16 protein-coding genes are annotated in these 23,085 nt (G+C 37.4%); 7 read left to right on the plus strand and 9 right to left on the minus strand.

Annotation, left to right across the window (positions count from 1 at the left end):
• The first annotated feature begins 22 nt into the window (after window positions 1-22).
• From cdaA to GOQ17_RS09515, 3 genes are all read left to right on the plus strand, one after another.
• The gene (gene cdaA / locus GOQ17_RS09505; RefSeq protein WP_159637110.1) at window positions 23-817 is read left to right on the plus strand and encodes a diadenylate cyclase CdaA; all 795 of its coding nucleotides are present in this window, start codon (window positions 23-25) and stop codon (window positions 815-817) included.
• 129 nt (window positions 818-946) lie between these two features.
• The gene (locus GOQ17_RS09510; RefSeq protein ID WP_159637111.1) at window positions 947-1,855 is read left to right on the plus strand and encodes a DUF1338 domain-containing protein; all 909 of its coding nucleotides are present in this window, start codon (window positions 947-949) and stop codon (window positions 1,853-1,855) included.
• Between the two features lie 2 nt (window positions 1,856-1,857).
• Window positions 1,858-4,797: an FAD-binding and (Fe-S)-binding domain-containing protein gene (locus GOQ17_RS09515; protein WP_159637113.1), complete on the plus strand. Its 2,940-nt coding sequence runs from the start codon at window positions 1,858-1,860 to the stop codon at window positions 4,795-4,797.
• Window positions 4,798-4,844: 47 nt separating this feature from the next.
• Here the strand turns inward: GOQ17_RS09515 and GOQ17_RS09520 are convergent, their stop codons facing one another.
• From GOQ17_RS09520 to GOQ17_RS09535, 4 genes are all read right to left on the minus strand, one after another.
• Window positions 4,845-5,687 (minus strand): DUF2911 domain-containing protein, encoded by an 843-nt coding sequence (locus GOQ17_RS09520; protein WP_159637114.1) that lies wholly within the window; start codon window positions 5,685-5,687, stop codon window positions 4,845-4,847.
• 16 nt (window positions 5,688-5,703) lie between these two features.
• A complete protein-coding gene (locus GOQ17_RS09525) occupies window positions 5,704-7,449 on the minus strand; it encodes a glycoside hydrolase domain-containing protein (RefSeq protein ID WP_159637116.1) in 1,746 nt (581 codons plus the stop codon).
• A gap of 78 nt (window positions 7,450-7,527) precedes the next feature.
• Window positions 7,528-8,826 carry an HAD-IB family phosphatase gene (locus GOQ17_RS09530; RefSeq protein ID WP_159637117.1) on the minus strand — a complete coding sequence of 433 codons (1,299 nt, stop codon included), beginning with the start codon at window positions 8,824-8,826 and terminating at the stop codon, window positions 7,528-7,530.
• Window positions 8,827-8,832: 6 nt separating this feature from the next.
• Window positions 8,833-9,822 (minus strand): NAD-dependent epimerase/dehydratase family protein, encoded by a 990-nt coding sequence (locus GOQ17_RS09535; protein ID WP_159637118.1) that lies wholly within the window; start codon window positions 9,820-9,822, stop codon window positions 8,833-8,835.
• A gap of 181 nt (window positions 9,823-10,003) precedes the next feature.
• Between GOQ17_RS09535 and GOQ17_RS09540 the strand changes: the two genes are divergently transcribed.
• Both GOQ17_RS09540 and GOQ17_RS09545 read left to right on the plus strand, forming a co-directional pair.
• A complete protein-coding gene (locus GOQ17_RS09540) occupies window positions 10,004-11,191 on the plus strand; it encodes a formimidoylglutamase (protein WP_159637119.1) in 1,188 nt (395 codons plus the stop codon).
• Window positions 11,192-11,374: 183 nt separating this feature from the next.
• Window positions 11,375-12,697 carry a DNA recombination protein RmuC gene (locus tag GOQ17_RS09545; protein WP_159637120.1) on the plus strand — a complete coding sequence of 441 codons (1,323 nt, stop codon included), beginning with the start codon at window positions 11,375-11,377 and terminating at the stop codon, window positions 12,695-12,697.
• Window positions 12,698-12,761: 64 nt separating this feature from the next.
• On the opposite strand, the gene ggt is transcribed toward GOQ17_RS09545, so the two are convergent.
• The 5 genes from ggt to GOQ17_RS09570 form a co-directional block, all read right to left on the minus strand.
• Window positions 12,762-14,456: a gamma-glutamyltransferase gene (gene ggt / locus GOQ17_RS09550; protein WP_159637122.1), complete on the minus strand. Its 1,695-nt coding sequence runs from the start codon at window positions 14,454-14,456 to the stop codon at window positions 12,762-12,764.
• 172 nt (window positions 14,457-14,628) lie between these two features.
• The gene (locus tag GOQ17_RS09555; RefSeq protein ID WP_159637123.1) at window positions 14,629-17,433 is read right to left on the minus strand and encodes a TonB-dependent receptor; all 2,805 of its coding nucleotides are present in this window, start codon (window positions 17,431-17,433) and stop codon (window positions 14,629-14,631) included.
• Between the two features lie 545 nt (window positions 17,434-17,978).
• Window positions 17,979-18,305: a nucleotide pyrophosphohydrolase gene (locus tag GOQ17_RS09560; RefSeq protein WP_159637144.1), complete on the minus strand. Its 327-nt coding sequence runs from the start codon at window positions 18,303-18,305 to the stop codon at window positions 17,979-17,981.
• 9 nt (window positions 18,306-18,314) lie between these two features.
• Window positions 18,315-18,773: a D-aminoacyl-tRNA deacylase gene (dtd, locus tag GOQ17_RS09565; RefSeq protein ID WP_159637124.1), complete on the minus strand. Its 459-nt coding sequence runs from the start codon at window positions 18,771-18,773 to the stop codon at window positions 18,315-18,317.
• Window positions 18,774-18,906: 133 nt separating this feature from the next.
• Window positions 18,907-21,300 carry a TonB-dependent receptor gene (locus GOQ17_RS09570; RefSeq protein ID WP_159637125.1) on the minus strand — a complete coding sequence of 798 codons (2,394 nt, stop codon included), beginning with the start codon at window positions 21,298-21,300 and terminating at the stop codon, window positions 18,907-18,909.
• Window positions 21,301-21,620: 320 nt separating this feature from the next.
• Between GOQ17_RS09570 and GOQ17_RS09575 the strand changes: the two genes are divergently transcribed.
• Together GOQ17_RS09575 and GOQ17_RS09580 are read left to right on the plus strand one after the other, a co-directional pair.
• Window positions 21,621-22,787 carry an amidohydrolase family protein gene (locus GOQ17_RS09575; protein WP_159637126.1) on the plus strand — a complete coding sequence of 389 codons (1,167 nt, stop codon included), beginning with the start codon at window positions 21,621-21,623 and terminating at the stop codon, window positions 22,785-22,787.
• Window positions 22,788-22,805: 18 nt separating this feature from the next.
• Window positions 22,806-23,084 (plus strand): acylphosphatase, encoded by a 279-nt coding sequence (locus tag GOQ17_RS09580; protein ID WP_159637128.1) that lies wholly within the window; start codon window positions 22,806-22,808, stop codon window positions 23,082-23,084.
• Window position 23,085: the final 1 nt, after the last annotated feature.

Genomic DNA, 23,085 nt, shown 5'->3' on the forward strand with positions numbered 1-23,085 from the left:
AATTTTATAAATTGCATATTAAATGGACGGATTAAGCTTCAATATTTTAGACGGTTTTCGGTTACTAGATATTATTGATATTCTTTTGGTCGCAGTAATCATATATTATGTTTACAGTCTTATAAAGGGTACTATAGCGGTTAATATTTTAGTGGGTGTAGGCCTGTTTTATGGTATTTATTTAGTCGTAAAACAATTAGAAATGCGTTTACTGACCGAAATTTTTGGTGGTTTTATATCTGTTGGCTCCATTGCACTTATAGTCGTGTTTCAACAGGAAATACGACGGTTCTTATTACATATCGGTAAGAATATTTCTATACGCAGAAAGAAATTTTTCCTAAGTTTTATTGGTAATAAACGAACTGCTAACGAAGATCATTCTGAGGAAATCAAAATTATTGTAGATGCATGTCGGAGTATGGCAAAAGCTAAAACAGGTGCTTTGCTCGTGTTCTCTCGCTATTTTGATGAAGAGTACTACCAATCAAGTGGCGAATATATTGATGCGCCATTATCTAAACGTTTATTAGAAAGCATATTTTTCAAAAATAGTCCTTTACACGATGGTGCTGTCATAATTGTGGATTTTCGTGTAATGACAGCGAGTAGTGTGTTGCCACTGTCTGATAGTGAAGATTTGCCACCGCAATTTGGATTACGTCACCGTGCGGCGATTGGAGTGACGGAGGTTTCTGAAGCTGTTGCTGTCATTGTTTCGGAAGAAACAGGAGAAATTTCTTTTGCAAAGGATGGTAATATCAACATGAATTTAAGTGCGGATGAATTAGAACAATTGTTGAAGGATGAATTATGATTTCTGTGAAGTAAATTTAGCAAAGATTGTGTTTTTCAGAATATTATTCTAAATATTAAAAATTTTGCCGTGTAAAAATCAAAATGTATTTATTAAATTTACCTTAATATAAACATAAATTTTGGTGTCATGCATTTTGAAGAGAATAATCCATTAGATGTTGTTTTGAATGATTTGTTCGAACACTATCGCAAGAATGTCGCAGACGTAGATAAAATCACAAAAGCTTTATTAGAAAAAGGTGTAGTAGAATCTCAAGATGATATCGTGAATGATCATATTGCATTTCGTACACTTGGTGTTCCCAATCTTGGAATTGCTTCTTTTGAGAAGATATTCCTTACTTATGGATATGTAAAGCGTGACTATTATTATTTTGAAGGAAAAAAATTAGACGCTTATTGGTTTTCTCCTCCAGCGGAAGGCTACCCACGTATTTTCGTATCGGAGCTACGTGTACGGGAATTGAGTCAAGAGGCGCAAGATATTATTTATAAATATACATCTCCGATTACTTCAGATCCCGTTGATGAATTGGATTTGACAAATGGTCAAGAAGCAGCAGCATTTTTGCAAAAACCATTATGGGAATTGCCGACTTCAGAAGAATACCAAACTTTATTAAATGAGAGCGAGTATGCCGCTTGGGTAATTTACAACCGTTATTACTTAAATCATTATACGATTAGTATTCATGAATTAAAAGATGGCTACAATACGTTGGAAGAATTTAACGGATTTCTGCTAAGTATTGGTGTGAAGTTGAACAATTCAGGTGGAGTAATTAAAACCAGTGATGACAAATTGCTTCGTCAAAGTAGTACGGTTTCTGCTTTATATGAAGCTACATTTTCGGATGGTAAAAGCTTAGAAATAGCAGGTAGTTATGTGGAGTTTGCAGAACGATCAATTTTGCCTGAATATAAAGATTTGCCAAAGGATGAAATCAAGTCTAGACATCGTCGTGACGGTTTTGAAACGAACAATGCAGACAAAATTTTTGAAAGTACATATACAACACAAATAAAAGGTTCGTAGCAGTGGAAGAGAAGTTGCAGGAATTAAAAGAATCGCTCTCGGGCGATCTTTTTTTCGATGAGAAAATGCGCATGTTGTATGCAACAGACGCTTCTGCTTATCGCGAAATACCATTGGCCGTAGCTATACCCAAATCCGAGGATGATATTCAAAAATTAATTTCTTTTGCAAGTAAAAATAAAACTTCCTTAATTCCACGTACAGCAGGAACTTCTCTTGCGGGGCAAGTAGTAGGAAATGGAATTGTAGTAGATGTTTCCAAACATTTCACGAAAATATTAGAACTCAACAAAGAAGAAAATTGGGTGAAAGTACAACCTGGAGTGATTCGCGATGAGTTGAATATGTTTTTGCGATCGTATGATTTGTATTTTGGTCCAGAAACTTCTACTGCCAATCGTGCCATGATAGGTGGGATGGTCGGAAATAATTCTTGTGGATCGAATTCTTTGATTTATAAAAGTACCCGCGAGCACACGCTTGAGGTAGAAGGTTATCTCTCGGATGGTACTAAAGTGACGTTTTCTGACGTGACTTTTGAAGAATTTATTGCCAAATGTGAACTTCCTAATTTGGAAGGTAAGATATATAAACATATACGATCTTTATTATCGGATTACCGAAATCAAGAAGAGATACGAAAGGAATTTCCAAAGAAATCAATAGAACGACGTAACACAGGTTATGCGATTGACTTACTTCTAGAAACAGATCCGTTTAGCACGGATGGGGCGAGATTTAATTTTTCTAAATTAATTTGTGGTTCAGAAGGAACGTTATTGTTTATTACTTCTATTAAGTTGAATGTCAGTCCGCTCGCAAAGTGGCCGACCGGATTACTTTGTGTGCATTTTGCCTCACTGGATGATGCATTGAAAGCAAATTTAATTGCTTTAAAACATCAACCTTTGGTTAGTGAGTTGATGGATGATTATATTTTAGCTTGTACCGAGAATAATCTAGAACAACAGCAAAATCGATTTTTTGTCAAAGGAAATCCTAAAGCCATTCTGATTATCGAATATGATGGCGAAACAGAAGCAGAGCTACAACAAAAAGTAGCAAATGTAGAGGCAGATATGCGTACCGCAGGATTTGGGTATTATTTTCCATTAATAGTGGGTGCGGATAAAAAGAAAGTTTGGGATTTGCGTAAAGCTGGACTTGGTTTGTTGAGTAACACGCCTACAGACGCTAAACCTGTTGCTGTAATTGAGGATACGGCAGTCGATGTAAAAGATTTGCCAGCTTACATCGCTGAATTCAACCAGATTTTAGCAAAATATAATTTGTATTCGGTGCATTATGCCCATGCGGCTACTGGTGAATTACATTTGCGTCCAATTATTGATTTAAAAACGAAAGAAGGGAATGAACTGTTTCGTAAAATCGCTTTTGAGATTGCCACACTTGTCAAGAAATATAGAGGATCGCTTAGCGGTGAACATGGGGATGGGCGTTTGCGCGGTGAATTTATAGCTTATATGATTGGGGAGCATAATTACCAGTTATTGAGAGATATTAAGAATACTTGGGATCCAAACGGTATTTTTAATCCTGGCAAAATCGTAGATACACCAGTAATGAATACTTTTCTGCGTTATCAACCAGGAGTTGCTACGCGTAATATTCTCTCTACTTTTCGATACAAAGGTCAAAATATTCTCCATCACGTGGAACAATGTAATGGCTCAGGTGATTGTCGCAAGACGGAACTGTCAAATGGCACAATGTGTCCTTCGTATATGGCGACTAGAAATGAACATGATACAACACGTGCCCGAGCAAATATCTTACGCGAATTCTTAACAAATTCGACTAAAGATAATCCTTTTGATCATCCTGAAATTAAGGAAGTCATGGATTTGTGCTTGAGTTGTAAAGGTTGTAAAATTGAATGTCCTTCTAGTGTAGACATGGCTAAGGTGAAAGCAGATTTTCTACAAGCTTATCATGATGCTAATGGATTGCCCTTACGCACTAGGATTGTCGGTATGGTAGATCAATTGACCGCTTTGATGGCTTATATTCCAAATCTGTACAATTGGGGAACGTCAAATAAGTTTACAGCTAAGCTAGTAAAGGATATATTAGGCTTTGATTATAGAAGAAATATTCCTCAAATAGCTCCAACGTCATTGCGGAAGTGGTTTATAAATCGCGAGAAGCCATTGTGGAAAGATAAAAAATCAATTAAGCAAGTATATTTCTATTGCGATGAATTTACAAACTATAATGATGTGGAACTGGGGAAAAAATCAATTCTGTTGCTGGAAGGGTTGGGGTATGAAGTGTTAGTAATAGATCATGCATTTAGTGGTAGAGCACTAATTTCTAAGGGCATGTTGCGAGAAGCACGTAAACTTGCAAATAGAAATGTGCGTATCTTCTCTTCACGCTTGACCGATGAAATAGCGTTAGTAGGGGTAGAGCCTTCGGCTATTTTGTGCTTTAGAGATGAGTATGTGGATCTGGTTGATGAAGAATTGGAGCAAGAGGCACAACGTATCGCACCTTTTGCGATGGTCATAGAAGAGTTTTTGTGGAAGGAAATTGAAAAAGGAAATATTAAAAGTGATTCTTTTGTCGATCGACAACAAGACATATTATTGCATACACACTGCCAGCAAAAGGCTTGGAAATTGCAGCAATGTACCGCGAGTTTATTAGCCTTTCCAGTAAGTCATCAAGTAGAAATCATTCCATCAGGCTGTTGCGGTATGGCGGGAGCTTTTGGATACGAGAAAGAACATTATGATGTCTCCATGAAAATTGGCGAATTAGTGCTTTTTCCAAAAGTAAGGGCTAAAAGTCAACAAACTATTGTGGTTGCTACTGGAGGTAGCTGTCGACACCAGATTCAGGACGGAACGAAAGAAACCGCTGTACATCCTGTAGAAGTGCTGTATAATGCATTAAAAGAGAAGCTTCGTCTTTATTAAGATGAAGCTTCTCTTTTAATTTTTTGTCAAATAGACGTTTAAATTAATTACTTTACCGCATTCAAAGCTTCAGTATTCAATTTAATGTATTCGCCATTGTTGGCTTTTTTAGCCATGTCAATACCTTCTTGAGCGGCTTTTCTAGCTTCAGCTTTATCACCTGCTTTTGCTAAGATGCGAGATTTCCAATATTTAATATGTGCAGCACTAGTATTTCCTTCATCCGCTAATTTCACCCATTCAGCAGCTTTCTTTATATCCAAATTGTTGTTAAAATAATATTGAGCGGCTTGGAAATATGGTTTTTTCTCACCTTGCATAGCTTGGTCAATACTTGCCATTATTTCTTTAGACTGATCTGTCTTGATGTTAAATGCTACTTTTGTGTTTTCCCAAGCTAAACTTACTTGAGTTGAATTAGTAGTAACATTATCAAAAGAAATAGTAAAAGTCTCTACTTTACTCGCTAATTTCTGAGACTTTACTTTGAAGCGCAAGAAATCATCTGCTTGATTGTATTGGTATGCCCCCCATTGTTTAGGGTTTTTACTCAAAATTATTGTCCAGTCTGTTGGTGTAGGTATTGTGAAAATACCATATGTGCCAGCAGGAACGATATTACCTTCAATATTCACTTCTTCATCCAATGTCAGTGTAGGTATATTATTTGCACCTGTACGCCACACTTCATTGTATGGCACTAATCCACCAAATATTTTACGATCTTTTATGTTCGGACGTTGGTAAGACAAAATTATGTTCTTGATACCTAGCCCCTGAATAATTGTGGTGGTACTACTTGCAGGAGGTAATTGTACCTGAGCTTGGCTCATTTCAGTTCCTATGAACATTAATGCTACCGTAGCTATTGATAAAATAGTTTTTTTCATTTTTCCCTTTATATATTTAGTGTGAATTTACTAATTTTTTTAAGGATTTGACCTGCTCAGGAATCAAATCTCGATTAATATTTTTATTACTAAATATTTCTATCTCTTTTGCCAGCTTTTGTAATTCTGCTAACTTACCCTTATTTATAAGTATTTGGCGTAAAGATTTAATCTTTTCTACTAATTGAATCCCTTCTCTAAGTTTCTCAAAACGAATACTTGTTTCGTTTTCAGGATACACCAAATAAGTATCACCTGCAGCCCATGAGCCAAAACGGGTATCTTCAAGTGGATTTCTATTCCAACAGTCGTAAGCCCAGCGCAAATATCCATCAAAACCACGTTGAATGGTATTTACAATCATATAAATTGGCTCATGATACCCCGAACTTGTGAACGTATTTGGGAATATTTCAGTACAACAGGTGTAAGCTGTCGTCTTGTAACCCTTCGCTTTGCGCGAAGCCAAAATATCTTCTGCCATCGTATCGTAAAATGGAATTGCGTAGTCTATTATATCGTCCGATAATTCAGGATGGTAGTAGCCTGCCAGTGAGATTTGAAAGTTTGGATCTGCTTTTTTGATAATTCCAATAGCGGCTTGCATATCTTTCATCGGACGCTCATCCATTGCAATAGTAGTTTTTTTAAACCAACCTTTTTTCTTTAAGTGCGCTGCAAAATCTTTTAAGAAAGGATACCAATGATCTTCGTATGTTTTTTCGCCTGGTTTTGCTTTTAAGACTTGTCTTTGTTGTGTTGCCTCATCAAAGTAATAAAAAGACAAGTTCCACGGAATCATGCTGTAACAATTGATGTAATCCGATACGCCTACCTCATGCATATATTCCACCCATCGGTCAAATAAAGTATAATCGTAATGCCAAGATCCATCTGTTTTCTTGGTCCAACGAATCATCGCATCATATTTGTCAAAAGTTTGGCTATTCCAAGGATCATAGATCAAAGTAGTGGTAATGTTCTTTTGCCCCGCATTTGCTAAGCGTTCCATTGAAGGGCGAATCTTTTTCAGATGTGCTTCCGAAAACACTTCTAAATTGTAATATCGTGCAGAAGAATATGGGTTTTGCCATAAATCTAGGTGGAAATCCCAATCTTTTGCTGCGGCTAATTTATGTTTTGAAACATTGATATTAAAAGACAATGTAAGCTCTTTGGTTTGATTGCTAGATTTTATTTTCACGTTCACTTCTCCCTTATAAATTCCAGGTTTAGCATCCTGCGGAACTGTTACACTCAACCACAATGGTCTTGATTCCTTCGAATTGAAAGTAAAAGTAGTTGAATTTAAAATACGGTCGGCCACTACTGTAGAATCTAAAATCACGTTGATACCACAAGCCGATTTTAATTTGGAAGGATCATCACTGATTACATATGCGATGGGAGCGAATTGAATATTATTTTTGGTAATGCGATTTTTGTTTGATTTAAGATCTGAAACTGAAAGTTTTAAAACAGAGTTGTCAAATTTTATATCCTTAGTCCAAACAGCAAGTTGTGTATTCACGGTTTCACCTGCCCACGCCTCTGCTTTCCAAGTTTTGTTTATTTCTTTTGTAGGAACGTTGTGTTTAGATACACTGAAATCAGGATCAATAAATGAGAATTTAATTTCATTATCAAGTTTCTCCCATGCTCGGAGATCAGCTAAATGTTTTTTCGGATCGGCAATTTCTTTAAATTGTGCGAAGGATGAAGCACAAATTAAAGTAAACATCAAAGTAAGAAGTCTTTTCATAGTCTATAATTTGATGCTCAAAATACGAAATTAATTCTTCTTAAATAAGAAAGGCTTTCGATGGAAAGCCTTCACGTATTATTGTTTGTATAATATTCTAAATTTGATTGTATTTTCGATCTTCTTGAGCTGTGTGATTAGTTTTTTATCATAATTCGAATCAATATCTGTAACCACATAACCTAAATCACCACGTGTCATCAAAAATTGCGATAATATGTTGATTTGATTATCCGCATAAATATTATTGATACGTGCTAAGATGCCTGGTACATTTTTGTGAATATGTAATAAACGGTGACCTTTTAATTTTTTAGGTAAAATCAAATGCGGGAAATTACGACTTTGATCTGTATCACCATTGTTGATAAAATCAGCCATACGGCGCGGCACAAATTCAGCATTGGTGTGTTTCTCTTTTTTATCATCAAAAATTACAATACCTTTTTGCGTACACAACGTTCTGCTTACATTACCTTTTACATCACCTAAGTAACCCAAAGTTTTCAATTTATCCGCTCGAGACAATTGTTCGTTTGATACTTGTACACCATTACCTAACAATAACATTCCAACATCTTTGGTGTATTTTTCTTCAAAAGTATCTTTCACACGGATAGAGAAACCATCTCGCTTCAAAATGTGCGCTGAAATCTCAGGAACATCACCTACAATCAGACATAAAATACGATTCTTTGGGTAAGAAATTGCCGAAGGCAATTGATTCACGTACAAGAATTCGTCAAAACTTGGGGTAACGTGATCCGCATTTTCCGTAACACTTTTGCGTGAAATATTCTCTGTGAACGCGAAAAATTTCTCAATCAATCCCGACTCTTTCAGCTGAAAATCAGAATAGCCATCACCGATACCATAAATAGTACCTTGGATGTTTAGATCTTTCAAAAGCTGAACTTTACCACCTTCATTCGAAAGCGGATTCGTGTCGTCGTACCCAACAATGTAGCCGTTTTCATCAAATTTGAACGTATTGGCGTAAATGTTTTCTTCCAAAATCCCGTAAGGTGATACTACAGGAATAATGAACTCTTTGAAACCACCGGATACAATCCAAGCAGTCTCCGAATTTTGTTTGAAAAACTCACGATTTCTGTCAAAGGATTTCGAAACTTTTTTCTTCAAATGCTTAATCAGCTTTTGTAAATGCTCTTTATTTGCTCGTAATAAAGCAATACGACCAGCCAGAGCCTCACGGAAAGAAATTTTTCCTTCCATCGCTAAGTTGGTAAAGCGTTCGATTTCTTTGTAAACTTTTTCTTGATCTGGACTACCTTCTAATGATATACGAGCCAGCTCGTCCAATGCCTCCACTTGCGTGAACGTACTGTCGAAATCAATGATGTAATAATTTTTCACTGCTGTTTAGATTGTTTGTGTTTTTTTGTTGTTATAATATGTGTTCGCTATTTCTTCTAGCGTACGGTTCAAAGGTTTGAATGAGTAATTAATCGTCGAGACAATCTTTTCATTCGAATAAGACAAAAGATCGGAAGCTGCATGCGTAGATTCTTCGGTAATGACAGGCTTTTTACCTGTAATCATTGAAGCTACTTTTGCAGCACGCCAGGCAAGCGAAAGCATCCATGAATTCGCGCGAATGGTCGGTGCTTTTTTATTTATCAATTTTGCTATACGCGATAATAACTCTTTATTCGAGATATTTTCCGAATTCAGAATAAATCTTTCGCCTGATATGGATTCACAATTCATCAGTTGCACCATGATTTTACTCACATCCTCTACATCTACAATGCCTAGAGAACCGCCTGTGAATATTTTTATACCGTTGTTTACCAATTCGAATATTGCACCTGAACCTTTCTTGTAAGAGCCGATACCCATAATCACGGAAGGATTAATAATTACCGCGTCCAGTCCTTCGTTAATCCCACGCCATACTTCCAATTCGGATTTGTATTTCGATAAGGAGTAATTAGATAATTTGGGATTGAATTCCCATTTGTCTAGTTCGTTGACAGGTTTATTGTTTTTACTGGTACCCAATGCTGCTATCGAACTCACGTGAAGCAGTCTAGCTTTGTGTGCCAAACACAAATTTACAATATGTGAAGTGCCTTCCACATTGATCAAAAACATTTCTGGGGCATCTTCCTTTTGGTAAGATACTTTAGCGGCGCAGTGATAAACTTGCGTAATCCCTTTGAATACCTCCTCCAATGCAAAATAATCCGTCACATCGGCATCCACCCATTGTATCAATGAAGAAGATTTTAATTTATCTGGAATACTTGAAGATGACCTCTTTGTTGCCACGACTGCATGCCCTTGATCAATTAACAATTTGATGAGCGCTGACCCTAAAAATCCTGTTCCTCCAGTTACTAATATCACGTGCTTTGTTATATAATGTTTTAGCCATTCAAATATAGATTTTTAGGCTTTGGAATGCAAAAGTTATACGTTATTTATATGATTTGAATGCATTTAAAAGTTTTATGATTTGGATGAATAAATGCATATTTGCATAGCGATATACCAAAATATAGTTTTTCGTTATTAATAATTTCCAAATATGTCATTAGCAGATTTTTTCTCACCCATTAGCTTGTCGGATATTTCTTCGAAAGATGAATATCTCAATTCTCAGTTTGGACGTGTTATTCAAATCTATCAAGATGAATTTCCGAATTGGGAGGAAGAAGAAAATAGACCAAATTTAGCTATCATAGGTGTAGAAGAAGATCGTGCTTCGATCAATAACAAAGGAACCGCGAAAGCACCTAATGCTGTACGCAAACATTTGTATGACCTATACCAAGGCGATTATAAAACAAAAATTGTTGATTTTGGAAATATCAAAGCAGGAGATTCGATCAATGATACCTATGCAGCTCTGAAAGTTGTTGTGGAGGAATTAATCAAAAAAGACATCGTTCCGATTATTATCGGTGGAGGTCAAGATTTGACGTATGCGCAATATCGGGGTTATCAGGATTTAGAACAACGTGTGGAAGTTGCGGTTATTGATGCGAAGTTTGATTTGGATCAAGAGCATACGGAAGATATGCCGCTGAATTCGCAGACCTATCTGAATCATTTGATTTTGCATCAGCCAGACTATCTTTTCAACCTGAATAATGTTGCTTATCAGACGTATCTAGTGAGTAAGGAGTCCATCAATATGTACGACAAACTGTACTTCAATGCACAACGTGTCGGCATGATTGCGGGTAAATTGGATCAGGCGGAGCCAATAATTCGAGCTGCGGATATGGTTAGTTTTGATATCGGTGCTATCCGAGCATCCGAAGCTCCTGGTAATGCCAATGCGGTTCCAAATGGTTTATTTGGTGATGAAGCGTGTCAATTGGCGCGATATGCGGGTATGTCGGATAAATGCAGTTCAATCGGTTTTTATGAATTCAATCCTACATTTGATCCTATGGAACAAACTGCGATGTTAGTTTCACAAATGATTTGGTGTTTTGTGGATGGCTATTACAACCGTAAAAATGATGCACCTCTAGTTCCGAAATCGGCTTACATTATTTACCGTACACCATTAGAAAATGAAGAGCACGAATTGGTTTTTGTGAAAAGTAAAAAGTCAGACCGTTGGTGGATGCAAGTGCCTTATTTTGGTACGAAATCCGTGAACGAGCGTTTTTACTTAGTGCCATGTCGTTATGAGGATTACCAACTTGCCGTTTCTGGCGAAATGCCCGATATTTGGTGGAAAACACATCAAAAATTACAATAATAAAGATGGTCTGAACAGACCTCTTTTTGTTTATAAAATATACATTTAAATATTCGTTGAACTATTTTTTTGTGCATAAAGTCGCCTCACAAAATTTTTAAGCGACTAGTTTTTGGTTACTTTTTTCGGAAAAAAGTTTCTGCCTGTCCGGCAAGAGGACATTACAAGCTTAGATTTTGATGTATGGAATTTATCTTAATAGGAATAATCGTTATATTACTTGTTGTTTGCATTTATTTAGCGTTGCAAAAAGCAAAAACAGTTTCTAAATCAGAATACAATAAGCTGAGTCAATACAAGCAAGAGTTAGAGATAGAATATGCGAAAGTAAAGCAATTTGCTGAGTTGCAAGCACAGGAAAAGGAGGAGCTGAAACGCCTGCTCGAGCGTGAGCAAAATGAGCGCAATGCCTTAGAACGCACTTTGGAAGGAACGAATGCGTATTTGCAAGCGCAACAAGAAAAATTCGAAGAGCAAAAAGAAGAAATTCAGCGTACCAAAGCACAATTTAACAATGAGTTTCAAGTTTTGGCGAATAAGATATTAGAAGAAAAGACCCAAAAGTTTACAGCGCTGAATCAACAATATTTGGGTGTGATCTTGGATCCGTTGAAAGAAAAAATTAAAACTTTCGAAGAGAAAGTTGAAAAATCTTATGCCCAAGAATCCGCTGAACGTAATGTTTTAAAAGGTGTCGTGGAACAATTGATGCAACAAAGTTTGCAGATTAAAGACGAAGCAAATAATTTGACGCGCGCTTTGAAAGGCGATTCGAAGAAACAAGGAAATTGGGGTGAGGTAATTTTAGAACGCGTTTTAGAACGTTCGGGATTAACAAAAGATCAAGAATACAGATTGCAAGTTTCTTTGCAAGATGAGCATGGTCGACGATTGCAGCCTGATGCGATTATCGATTTACCAGATGACAAGCAGTTGATTGTCGATTCTAAAGTTTCTTTAGTTGCCTATGATAATTACATTAATGCAGAAACCGAAGAAGAATTGAGTTTGCATTTAAAATTGCATGTGCAGTCCATTGAAAACCACGTGAAGGAACTTTCTGCTAAGAACTACCACAGTTTGTACGGAATTCATTCTCCGGATTTTGTCATGCTTTTTATGCCTATAGAATCCGCATTGAGTGTTGCGGTGATGCATAAGCCAGAATTATTTTCGGATGCTTGGGATAGGCGAGTGGTGATTGTTAGTCCTTCGACATTGTTGGCGACATTGCGTACGATTGCTTCGATGTGGAAGCAAGAACGTCAGAATCGAAATGTTTTAGAAATAGCACGTGAGGCGGGTGCGCTTTATGATAAGTTTGTCGGATTTTTGACCGATATGCAACAAATTCAAGTTCATTTGAATAAAGCTTCAGAAAAACACGATGAAGCCATGAAAAAACTATCTACTGGCGCAGGTAATGTAGTGCGCAGAGTAGAAAATCTAAAATCTCTAGGTGCGAAAGCTAATAAACAAATAGATGATAGATACCTAGATTCTTAGAAAAGAACAAAGGGAAGACTATTAATCTTCCCTTTGTTGCTTAATTCGTTAAGTAAAATCATACTTAATACCCCATGGCTGTATCGTCACCACGATGATCTGCTCCAGCTTGTAATTTACCATTTGGTAATACAATGATATTTTCTACGCGACCAATATTTCCTCTTTTATGAATTTTATAACCGTCATTTTCTAAACTGATGCGCGTTTTTTCATCGATAGCTTTTGCTTCTACGTCTATGCGGTCAGGTTTCCATTGGTGATGAAATCTAGGCGCACTTACCGATTCTTGTGCTGTCATGCCAAACTCCAATACATTTAATATTGTTTGGAATACGGATGTGATAATTGTTGAACCGCCTGGTGTACCAACGACCATTTTCAACTTACCATCTTTCTCCACAATAGTAGGTGTCATGGCAGACAACATACGTTTTCCAGGTTCTACAGAATTGGCTTTGCCGCCTAATAAACCATACATATTTGGCGTGCCCGGTTTTACGGAGAAATCGTCCATTTCATTGTTCAACAAGAAGCCTGCGCCGTCTACCCATACTAATGATCCATACGATCCGTTGATAGTCGTTGTTAATGAAACCGCATTTCCTTCTTTGTCGACTATGCTATAATGTGTAGTTTCTTCAGATTCATATCCTGGAAACTTACCTGCTTTGATTGTTTCGCTATCTGTCGCTTTAGCAAGTGAAACATCAGCCATTCTACTTTGATTGTAAGCCGCAGAAGTCAAATGTTCTACTGGAACACGGTAAAAATCTGGATCACCTAAGTGTGTTGCGCGATCAGCATACACGCGTCTTTCTGCTTCGACCATCGCACGTACAGTGCTGTCTGATTGAAAACCCCATTGTGCCAACGGATATTTTTCTACGGATTGCAATAAAGCCAATAAAGCTATACCGCCACTAGAAGGAGGAGGCATAGAAATTATTTTATGCCCTTTGTATTCACCAACAATTGGCTTACGCCAAATGGCTTTGTAATCTTCTAAATCTTTGTGTGAGATGATACCATTGCCACGTTTCATTTCGGCCACGATATAGTCAGCAGTTTTACCTTTATAAAAACCATCACGACCTTCATTTGCAATGCGTTTTAGTGTCTCTGCTAATTCCTGTTGCACAAAGTTGTCTCCTTCTTTCCATTCAACATCTTTGATAATGGCTGCACCATTAGGATTATGTTGTATAAAACGTGCTTTGTAATTGTTGAATTCTCGAGCTTGCATAGCTGTAATAGGGAAGCCTTTTTCTGCTAATTCTATTGCTGGAGCAACAAGTTCTTTCCAAGATAAGCTTGCATATTTTTTGAAAGCCTCGTCCATTCCCGATACCGCTCCAGGTACGCCTGCAGCCAACTGTCCGTACAAACTCAAGTCTGTAATTGGGTTGCCCTCCTTATCCAAGTACATGTCTTTAAAAGCGGCACTAGGTGCTTTCTCACGAAAATCTAATGACGCAACTTCTCCAGTTTTGCTGCGGTATACCATGAAGCCACCACCCCCAAGATTCCCTGCGTTGGGATAGACAACAGCTAAAGCAAATTTCACTGCTATCGCTGCATCAACAGCATTACCGCCTTTTTTCAAAATATCAACACCAACCTTAGAAGCTAAAGGATGCGCTGTAACTACAGCTCCATTATTATACGTGTTACTGATAGGTTGTAATTCACTTCTTTGTATAGAAATACAACTATGACTTAGAAATGCAATTATGATAAAATAAATAATGTTTTTCATACTTTAATTAGGGTTTGCTTGTTTGTGCTTAAAGATAATTATATTCAGAATAAATCATAAATAATATATGCTATTCTTAGCCTGTTTCATCTTGTTTTTGTACTAGAAGTAAAAAACACAAATTGCTATTAATGAACAAAGGGAAGATATTTTCTTCCCTTTGGTTTATCTTTTATAGAATTGTAAGTGCTAATCGGGTAAAAGCAAATCGCCCATTGAACCCAAATTGCTGACCTGTTCTCGAATACAAAAAGTAACCTGCTCCTTGTAATGAACTTCCATCACGAACTTTATCTGGATATACATCAAATAAGTTGTTTGCGCCGACAGTCCATCTCAAACTTTTAGTTAATTGATAACCTAAACTTAAATCTGTGACTACCTTAGCTCCAAAAGTTTGTCTGTCTGCATCAACATTCGTTGCTCCTTCCACTTCACCAAAATACACGTTACGTAAGAAAACATTAAACTTATCCAACGTATAATTGAATGATAGATTAATTTTCTGACGAGGGACAGCCGATTCTAAATAAATACGTGATGCTTGATCAAAATAGATGTTTTCTTTTCCCGCTAATTTTTCAGAAGCCTTTACATTGCCTAGTATATTTGTTTTTACAAATGTTCCTGACAAATCTGTACGCAAGGTTCCTTTACCTAGATTTTCATTATAGGTCAATACTACATCTAAACCCTTTGTTTCGGTATCGATTGCATTCGCAAAGAAGCGTGCTGATGAAGCATTTGCAGTTTGTAGTAAGGCATATATCTCTTTATCTTGGTCACTCGCGCCTGCCGCATTAGATCCTGAGAAATTACCAGTGTATACAATACGGTCATCTATACGAATATAGTAACCATCTACCGTAGCTTTCAGCTTACCAAAATTACCTGTCAAACCAGCACTATAAGAGAGTGATGTTTCTTGTTTTAATGACGGAATACCTAATAACTGAGCTGGACGACTGTCATTGGTAAATGTACCCGAATTAATAATTTGTCCATCTACAAACAAACTGGAGGTCGCATTAAAGTAACGCTGGTGAAGCGATGGTGCTCTAAAACCACTACTTGCTGCTGCTCTGAAGTTAAATCTTTCGTCGATTTTGTAGCGTGTACTAATTTTCCAATTCAACGTAGAGCCAAAATCCGAGTAATTCTCAAAACGCAAAGCACCAGTGAATAATAGGCGAGGAGTGAAGTTTACTTCTACATCACCATATGCGCCTATAGAAGAACGAGTTTCATTAATCGCATTATCAGGACGGAATCCACCAAATGCCTGAGCACCTGAAGCATATGGCGAACCGTTTGCTGCAAATCTTGTCTGTACATTGCCCTGTAGATTTGGTATTAATATTGGATTACCTGACCCATCAGTACCGACGCGTATGGCTTTACCATAATCCGCATACGATGCTTCCTCTCCTGCTACTATCTTGTAATTTTCATAGCGATGCTCCAAACCAAAAGCCACATTGATGCCTGCTAATGTTTCATCAAAGAATCTATTAACATCAAAATTCGTTGTGTTTTGTCCAAAACGGTAGCCTCCGTCATCAAATGAAGTAGGTGAAGACTTCAGCATAGACGCATTTAACGAATTCTCTGTCTTAAAGTCAATTGCATTTTTACCAAATGAATTGGAGAAATCAGCATTCCAATTACCTATTTTACCTTTGATACCTACGGCAATGGACTGGTCGTAATTATCTGTCACTATCAAGGGCAAAAATCCCAAAGGATAGATCTCACTAATATTCTGAGTCAACTGTGCAGGTTGTCTTCTGAAAGCTGCAGATTCACCATTACGGTAGTTCAACCCACCAAAGGCATAGATTTCAGCATTTTCACTCAATGGTATAGCCGAATTAAAAAATAGTGCGCCGCCCCTTGTTTGTGCTTGACCTATGCGTGATACGAAATCACCTCTTGTCAATCCTCTTTTGGCTAATTCAGCATCTGTAATATTTGCGCCCGTAGGTGTAGGATAGTCCGTAGGGTTGTTGTAATCTGAAAATATAATTCCTGTGAATTCTTTTTGTCTATTAGTAGGCTCACGGAAATCATATGATCCCGAAAAGTTGATGTAACCACCTTGATTTCCCAACGGTAATCCAAAGTTCAAATTGGCTTGTACGCTCTGTCCGTCAAATTTATCGGCTGCATTTTTAGAGGCAAATCCACCATAAGTCGCCGATGCACGTAGCTCTTGTACATTATCTTCTAAGATAATATTAATCACACCGGCTATTGCATCAGAGCCATATTGCGCTGCTGCGCCATCACGTAGTATCTCGATGCGTTTTATCACGGCGGTAGGTATAGCATTCAGATCAGTACCTACAGATCCTTTACCAAAGGTACCGTTGATATTCACTACTGAAGTCGTATGGCGGCGTTTCCCATTGATCAATACTAACACTTGGTCTGGTCCTAAACCGCGTAATGAAGCTGGATCAATATGATCTGTTCCATCCGATATAACTTGTGTATTGGAATTGAACGATGGTGCGACATAGTTCAACAGCTGATTTAGCGAAACTTGTGCAACGTCCTTAGTTAGGTTTTTGATGTCAATTACATCTACTGGTGCTGGTGTCTCCAAATTAGAGCGTGGTACTGCGCGACTACCGACAACCACCACCTCATCTAACGAAGTCGCTTCCAATTCAAACGTCAACGAATTATTGTTGGACAATGCCTCAGATATATACTTCGTCAAGGACTTAAAGCCAATATACGATACCGTAATTGTCACACTCTTACTCGATGTTTCTATCGTGAACTGCCCATTTGCATCCGTACTCTGACTAATGCCATCATTCGTACGTACTGTAGCACCAGCAACAGCCTCGCTATTGGTATAGACTTTTCCTGTAATCTTTTGCGTTTGCGCAAATACTTGTGTTGTAAGTAGTGTCAATACTAATAATGCGCTTATTTTGAGTAAATTGATGTTGTAGATTTCCTTCATATTTCTCCGTATTAAATTGTTAATGCTGCAAATATATATAATCCACCTATTAAGTAGACTATATATTTTAAAATATATTGAAAACCTGCAACGTCTATAGTTAAGTAATTTTGTGTTAAGGGTAATATTTGGAGAAATACAGTTTTTATGAAAATCCAGCTATTAATCTGAAAATTAGAAAAGATGATATGTTTATAGGTAAAGTTGTTTTAAAGAGAGGGAAGAATTTCTATCACATAGATTATCAAATTCAATGATTTTTAGGGCAATGATTAATCTATTTTAGCTGTTGGATGAATTTAACTTACTATCAAATGCCTTATATAATAACAAAACGGGTTTCAGTTATAAATTATAGAATTCATCATATCCCCGTTCTGCCGCAAGTATCGCATTACAAAATTTTTGAATATGTAAGCATAGGTATCCATTGTGCAAAATTATTCAGCGACGATTTTTTGGATACTTTTTGAGGTAAAAAGTATCTCCCTACCCGGCATGAGGGCATAATATTTAATTATTAGAAACGAAATAATCCCGCTTTCTTACCTCAATTTCTTATTATTTTGATGTCTATCAGCGTCGCGTTTGGTCTTTTTGTCTAAGCTTTTTTGTAGCGCTTCTGTTAGGTCAATGCCCGTTTGGTTGGCTAGACAGATCAGGACAAAAAGCACATCCGCCATCTCATCCGCGAGGTTGACCTCTTTGTCGGATTGCTTAAAGGATTGCTCTCCATATTGACGTGCCATGATACGTGCGACCTCGCCGACCTCTTCCATGAGCATAGCCGTATTCGTTAACTCATTGAAATAACGAACACCCGTCGTCGTTATCCATTTGTCTACAATCTCTTGTGCTTCTTTAATCGTTATGCTCATGCCTTAAAAATTATCTTTATCCTTGGTATTCATCATAATTGTAACAGGGCCATCATTGCGTAAATCTATCTTCATATCGGCGCCAAAAATGCCCAATTGTACTTCTTTATTTAATAATGAGCTTAAAAATTTCGCCATTTCATCGTACATCGGCTTTGCCTTTTCTGGTCTCGCTGCACGGATAAACGAAGGTCTATTACCTTTTTTCGTCTGGGCAAATAAGGTGAATTGCGAAATCAACAAGATATTGCCCTCAATATCCTGAATAGATTTATTCATCAGACCTTGCTCATCAGAGAAGATCCGGAGATTAACCAATTTATTGCCCATCCATTCCATATCCTCATGTGTATCCTCGTCTTCCACGCCTATCAAGACCAATAGTCCTTGCTCTATCGCTCCGGTAATGTTTCCGTCCACAGTGCACGAAGCCTGTGTCACTCGTTGTATAACAGCACGCATGTGCTAAAAATACATCTTTTGAAGAAGAAAATTAATTTTCAAAGATTATATTTCAAAACATAAACAACCCCTTGCCCTTTCTGTAAATACTACAAATTGCACAAGGGGTTTTACTTTAGGGGAAAGCTAAATTTTAAAATCTAATATTCAAGCCTAACAAAAAGTTGGTGGTGGCTTGTGGATAGTAGTAGTTGTAATGTTCGATAGCTGTCGAATTCTCCATACGTTGTCTCCAAGTATAGCCAGCCGTTTCGTATTTGGCGTTGAATAGATTATTCGCCGTCAGGTTCAAATCCACATTTTTCAATCCCCAAGCGCTGAACGAATAGATGGCACGAGCGTGATGTACAAAGTACGGGTCGATGCTTCTTGCTTCCGTCGATGTATTATCTAAGTACATTCTTGATACATATTTGCTCAATAGACTGAAAGATAAATTGGGTAGTGCCTTGTACGTCAGATTATTGGATATTACTGTAGAAGGCGACATAGCGATGTCTGTATTGCCATGTGCAATAGGTTCTTCGGTGATTGCGTCCCAATTGTCATCGAGTACAGGTACCATTTCGACGAAGTCGACAATTGTATTTTTGCTCAATGCTGCTGTCGCTGCCCAAGAGAATTGATCGCTGATATTCCATAGTCCATCAAGCTCAATACCTAGTCGGCGGCTATTCGGTACATTGATACGCAAAGCGCTACCTGTGTCATTGAGTGTGCCAGTAGGTACTAGTTGATCTTTGTACAACATAGCGTATATATTGGCTCCTAAGCTGAAGACTGCTGAACTATAACGATAACCCGCTTCAATGTCTTGCATGTATTCAGGCTTTGGGAATTCATTCTTCGGATTCTCTACATAGTCTTTACGCACAGGTTCTTTTCCCGCATAGGCATAAGATGCGTAGACGTTGGCATTAGGCGAGATAAAATAGGTCGTACCTACTTTGGGATTGAAGAACAAATTATCGTCCTCGAAGGTGAAATTCTTGACTTTATTGTCGTTTCCTTGTGCTTCATAATGAATACTGCGTACTTGCAAATCCGCGTTGAAAAGCCACTTGTCAAGTCTGTAATCTGTTTTTAAATACACATTGACATCCGTTTTAGTGGCATCATTGAAGTAGTATTTGTCTCCTAATTTGGAATTCGATGCATAAGTAGCCCAAATCACCTCACCGTAGTGATCGCCCAAGTATTTGTTGGCAGCACCACCAAGCGTTAAGTTTAGTTGATTGTTTGGTTTGTAATTCACATTGTAGGTGACACCATAGAAGTGATTGTCCAACCATCTGCGACGCACGAGATCAGAACGCTTGATGACAGATGCGGTATTGTCGTCTTTATCTTTGATGATGATGCTGTCTAGACCATAGTTTTCGAACTTATCATTCTCTCGGAATTCTTCGTAATATCCCTTGCCTCTGGTGTAGTGCAGCGCTGTGTTGAGTGTCCATTGGGGATTGATAGTGTAGGTATAGTGCAAGTGCGAATGCGTCTGCCAATAGTTGTCTGTTTGTTCTGGGTAGGTAAATTCGTTGTACCTTCTGTCAGTTTCGAGCTTGTCTTCAGGTATGCCGTTCCAAGCTTGATAGGTTTTCTCTTTGCCGGAGAATACTGTAGCTTTTAAAGTGTGTTTATCTGTATATATACCACCGTCTACATAGAAAGACTTCATATCGGAAAACGATGGGTTGACAAAACCATCCGAAGCAATGCGAGATAGCCTTACATTAAATGCGTAGGTGTCATAAATTAATCCTGTACCTGCCTTGATTGTATTTTTCCAAGTGTTGAATGAACCAAAAGTATTATTGAGTTCGGCGTAAGGATTAGTTTCCAAAGCATCTGTTTGAAAATTGAGCGATGCGCCAAAGGCGCCAGCGCCATTGGTTGAAGTGCCTATGCCACGTTGAATCTGAATACTCTCTGTGTTTGACGCAAAATCAGGTAAATTAACGAAGAAAGATCCCATGCTTTCTGCATCATTGAGTGGAATGCCATTTAGCGTGACATTGATTCGGCTATTGTCCGAGCCTCTAATGCGCATAGTGGTATACCCGATACCTGCTCCCGCATCCGAACCAATGATAACACCTGGTGTTTGATCCAATAGATAAGGGATGTCTTGGCCTAGGTTATTCTTTTTAATGTCCTCTTTGTTTAGGTTTTTGAATGTGGTAGCAGAATTCTCTTTCGCACGTGTACCGTATACAAATACAGCATCGGATTGTATGGTATTCACCTCCAGTTTAATATTGTAATTAGTCTGTGAAGAATGTGTGGTTGTAGCAAACTCCTTGAATCCCAAGTGCTTTATGGTCAACTTTTGCGCGCTTGAGGAGGCTAGGGTGAATTCTACTATACCGTTTAGGTCAGTTTGCTTTGTCGTGTTTCCTACAGTGACAGTAGCGTTTTTGAGTGCTGAAGATTTCTCATCTACAACTTTAATGGTGACTTTTTGTTGTGCGACACATACAGTCGTCGCAAAGGCTAAAGCCGAAGTAGCAAAAAATTGCTTAAACATAAATAAAATTATTTTTTTTGAGTTAAACCTAATTACTGCAAGGGGTTACAGTAACCTCTATTTAACCGCCCATTCCCTACGCTGGCATTATCCAGATCAGGTGTGTTTAAATTCTTTCTTTAGAATTAAACCGGGTATAATCTCAGCCTGTTTTTGTGTTATTGATAAACAAGGCACCCCTATTTGATAAAGCAAATTTAGTTTTTTTTTAGGATATAAATAAAAATATGATATAAATATTACCAAAAAATTGTACCTTTCTCAAAAAATTGGAGTTTTCTTTTTTTTTAAAATCACACAACACACACACAATAAGTTAAATGATACAATACTTTTCGGCTGATTATGTTATTCCTGTAACATCAGATCCTATAAAAAATGGTATAGTAGCTATAGAGGATGGGAAGGTAATAGGTGTCTATAAGGATTTAGATGCATCTATTAAAGCTGATGTTAAAATATTTTCTGGAATATTAATTCCTGGCTTTGTAAATACACACTGTCATTTGGAATTATCTCATTTGGTTGATGTTATACCTGAACGGATAGGTCTGGTTGATTTTATTGGCAAAGTCATGGAATCACGTGGAAATGATACGGATAAGATAAGTGATGCCATGCGAAAAGCAGATCAATTGATGTTTGAGAATGGGATTCAAGCAGTTGGAGATCATGCTAACACAGCTATATCAGCAGAGATTAAAAATCATAGCAAGATTAAGTACCACACATTTGTAGAAATTATTTCTTTAAAAGAAGATGAAACTAATGCAAAAATTGATGAGGCACGTGATATCGAGTTTTATTTTGATTCCGCGCATTCCTCAATAACTCCTCATGCACCATATTCATGTTCAAAATCCCTTTTTAAAGCTTTCAAAAAGGCTGTTAGTGAAGACAATATTATTTCAATTCATAATCAAGAGAGTGAGGAAGAAAATAAATTGTATCGCTATAAAACAGGAGAGTTTTTAGAATTCTATGGGAAAATAGGTTTTGATATCGATGAATTTAAAGCGCAAGCTCGCAATTCTATTCAATCGTATTTAAATTATCTTCCAGCTTCCAACCCAACGATATTGGTGCACAATACCTTCACTTCGATAAAGGATTTAGATTTTATTACTCGTATGGGAAGAAATGTGACTTTATGTCTTTGCCCGAAGGCAAATTTATATATTGAAGATGCTTTACCTAAAGTACATTTATTCAATAACCATAAATTTGACATCGCATTAGGAACAGATAGTTTGGCTTCTAATAATACATTAAGTATTTTGGATGAACTTAAGACCTTGCATAATGCTAATCGTGAATTAAATTTCTTAGAAACCATAAAATGGGCGACTATCAATGGCGCTAAGGCATTAGGAATGGAGAAAGAATTAGGTTCATTAGAAGTTGGTAAAACGCCTGGTCTTGTCTTATTAAAGAATGTTATCAATTTAAAAATCACTGACGAGGTTACATTAGAAAGAATTATATAATTGCTTACTTTTGCTTTGATGAAACACATTAATATCAAAGTAAGAGGTAAAGTTCAAGGAGTCTATTTTAGAATGACGACAAAAGCTGTAGCAGACCAAGTGGGTGCTAAAGGTTTTGTCGTCAATCAATCTGATGGTTCAGTGTATATAGAGGCAGAGGGGGATAGTTTTGCATTGGACTCTTTGCTTGAGTTTTGTAATGAAGGACCAGAGCGCGCTCAGGTGGATTCCGTTAAGGTGGAGGAGATGGTAGATATTAAGGGGTTCAAGAATTTTGAAATTCTTAAACGTATTTAGC

Origin of the sequence: Sphingobacterium composti, from assembly GCF_009829075.1 — a bacterium.
GTDB classification, from domain to species: domain Bacteria; phylum Bacteroidota; class Bacteroidia; order Sphingobacteriales; family Sphingobacteriaceae; genus Sphingobacterium; species Sphingobacterium composti.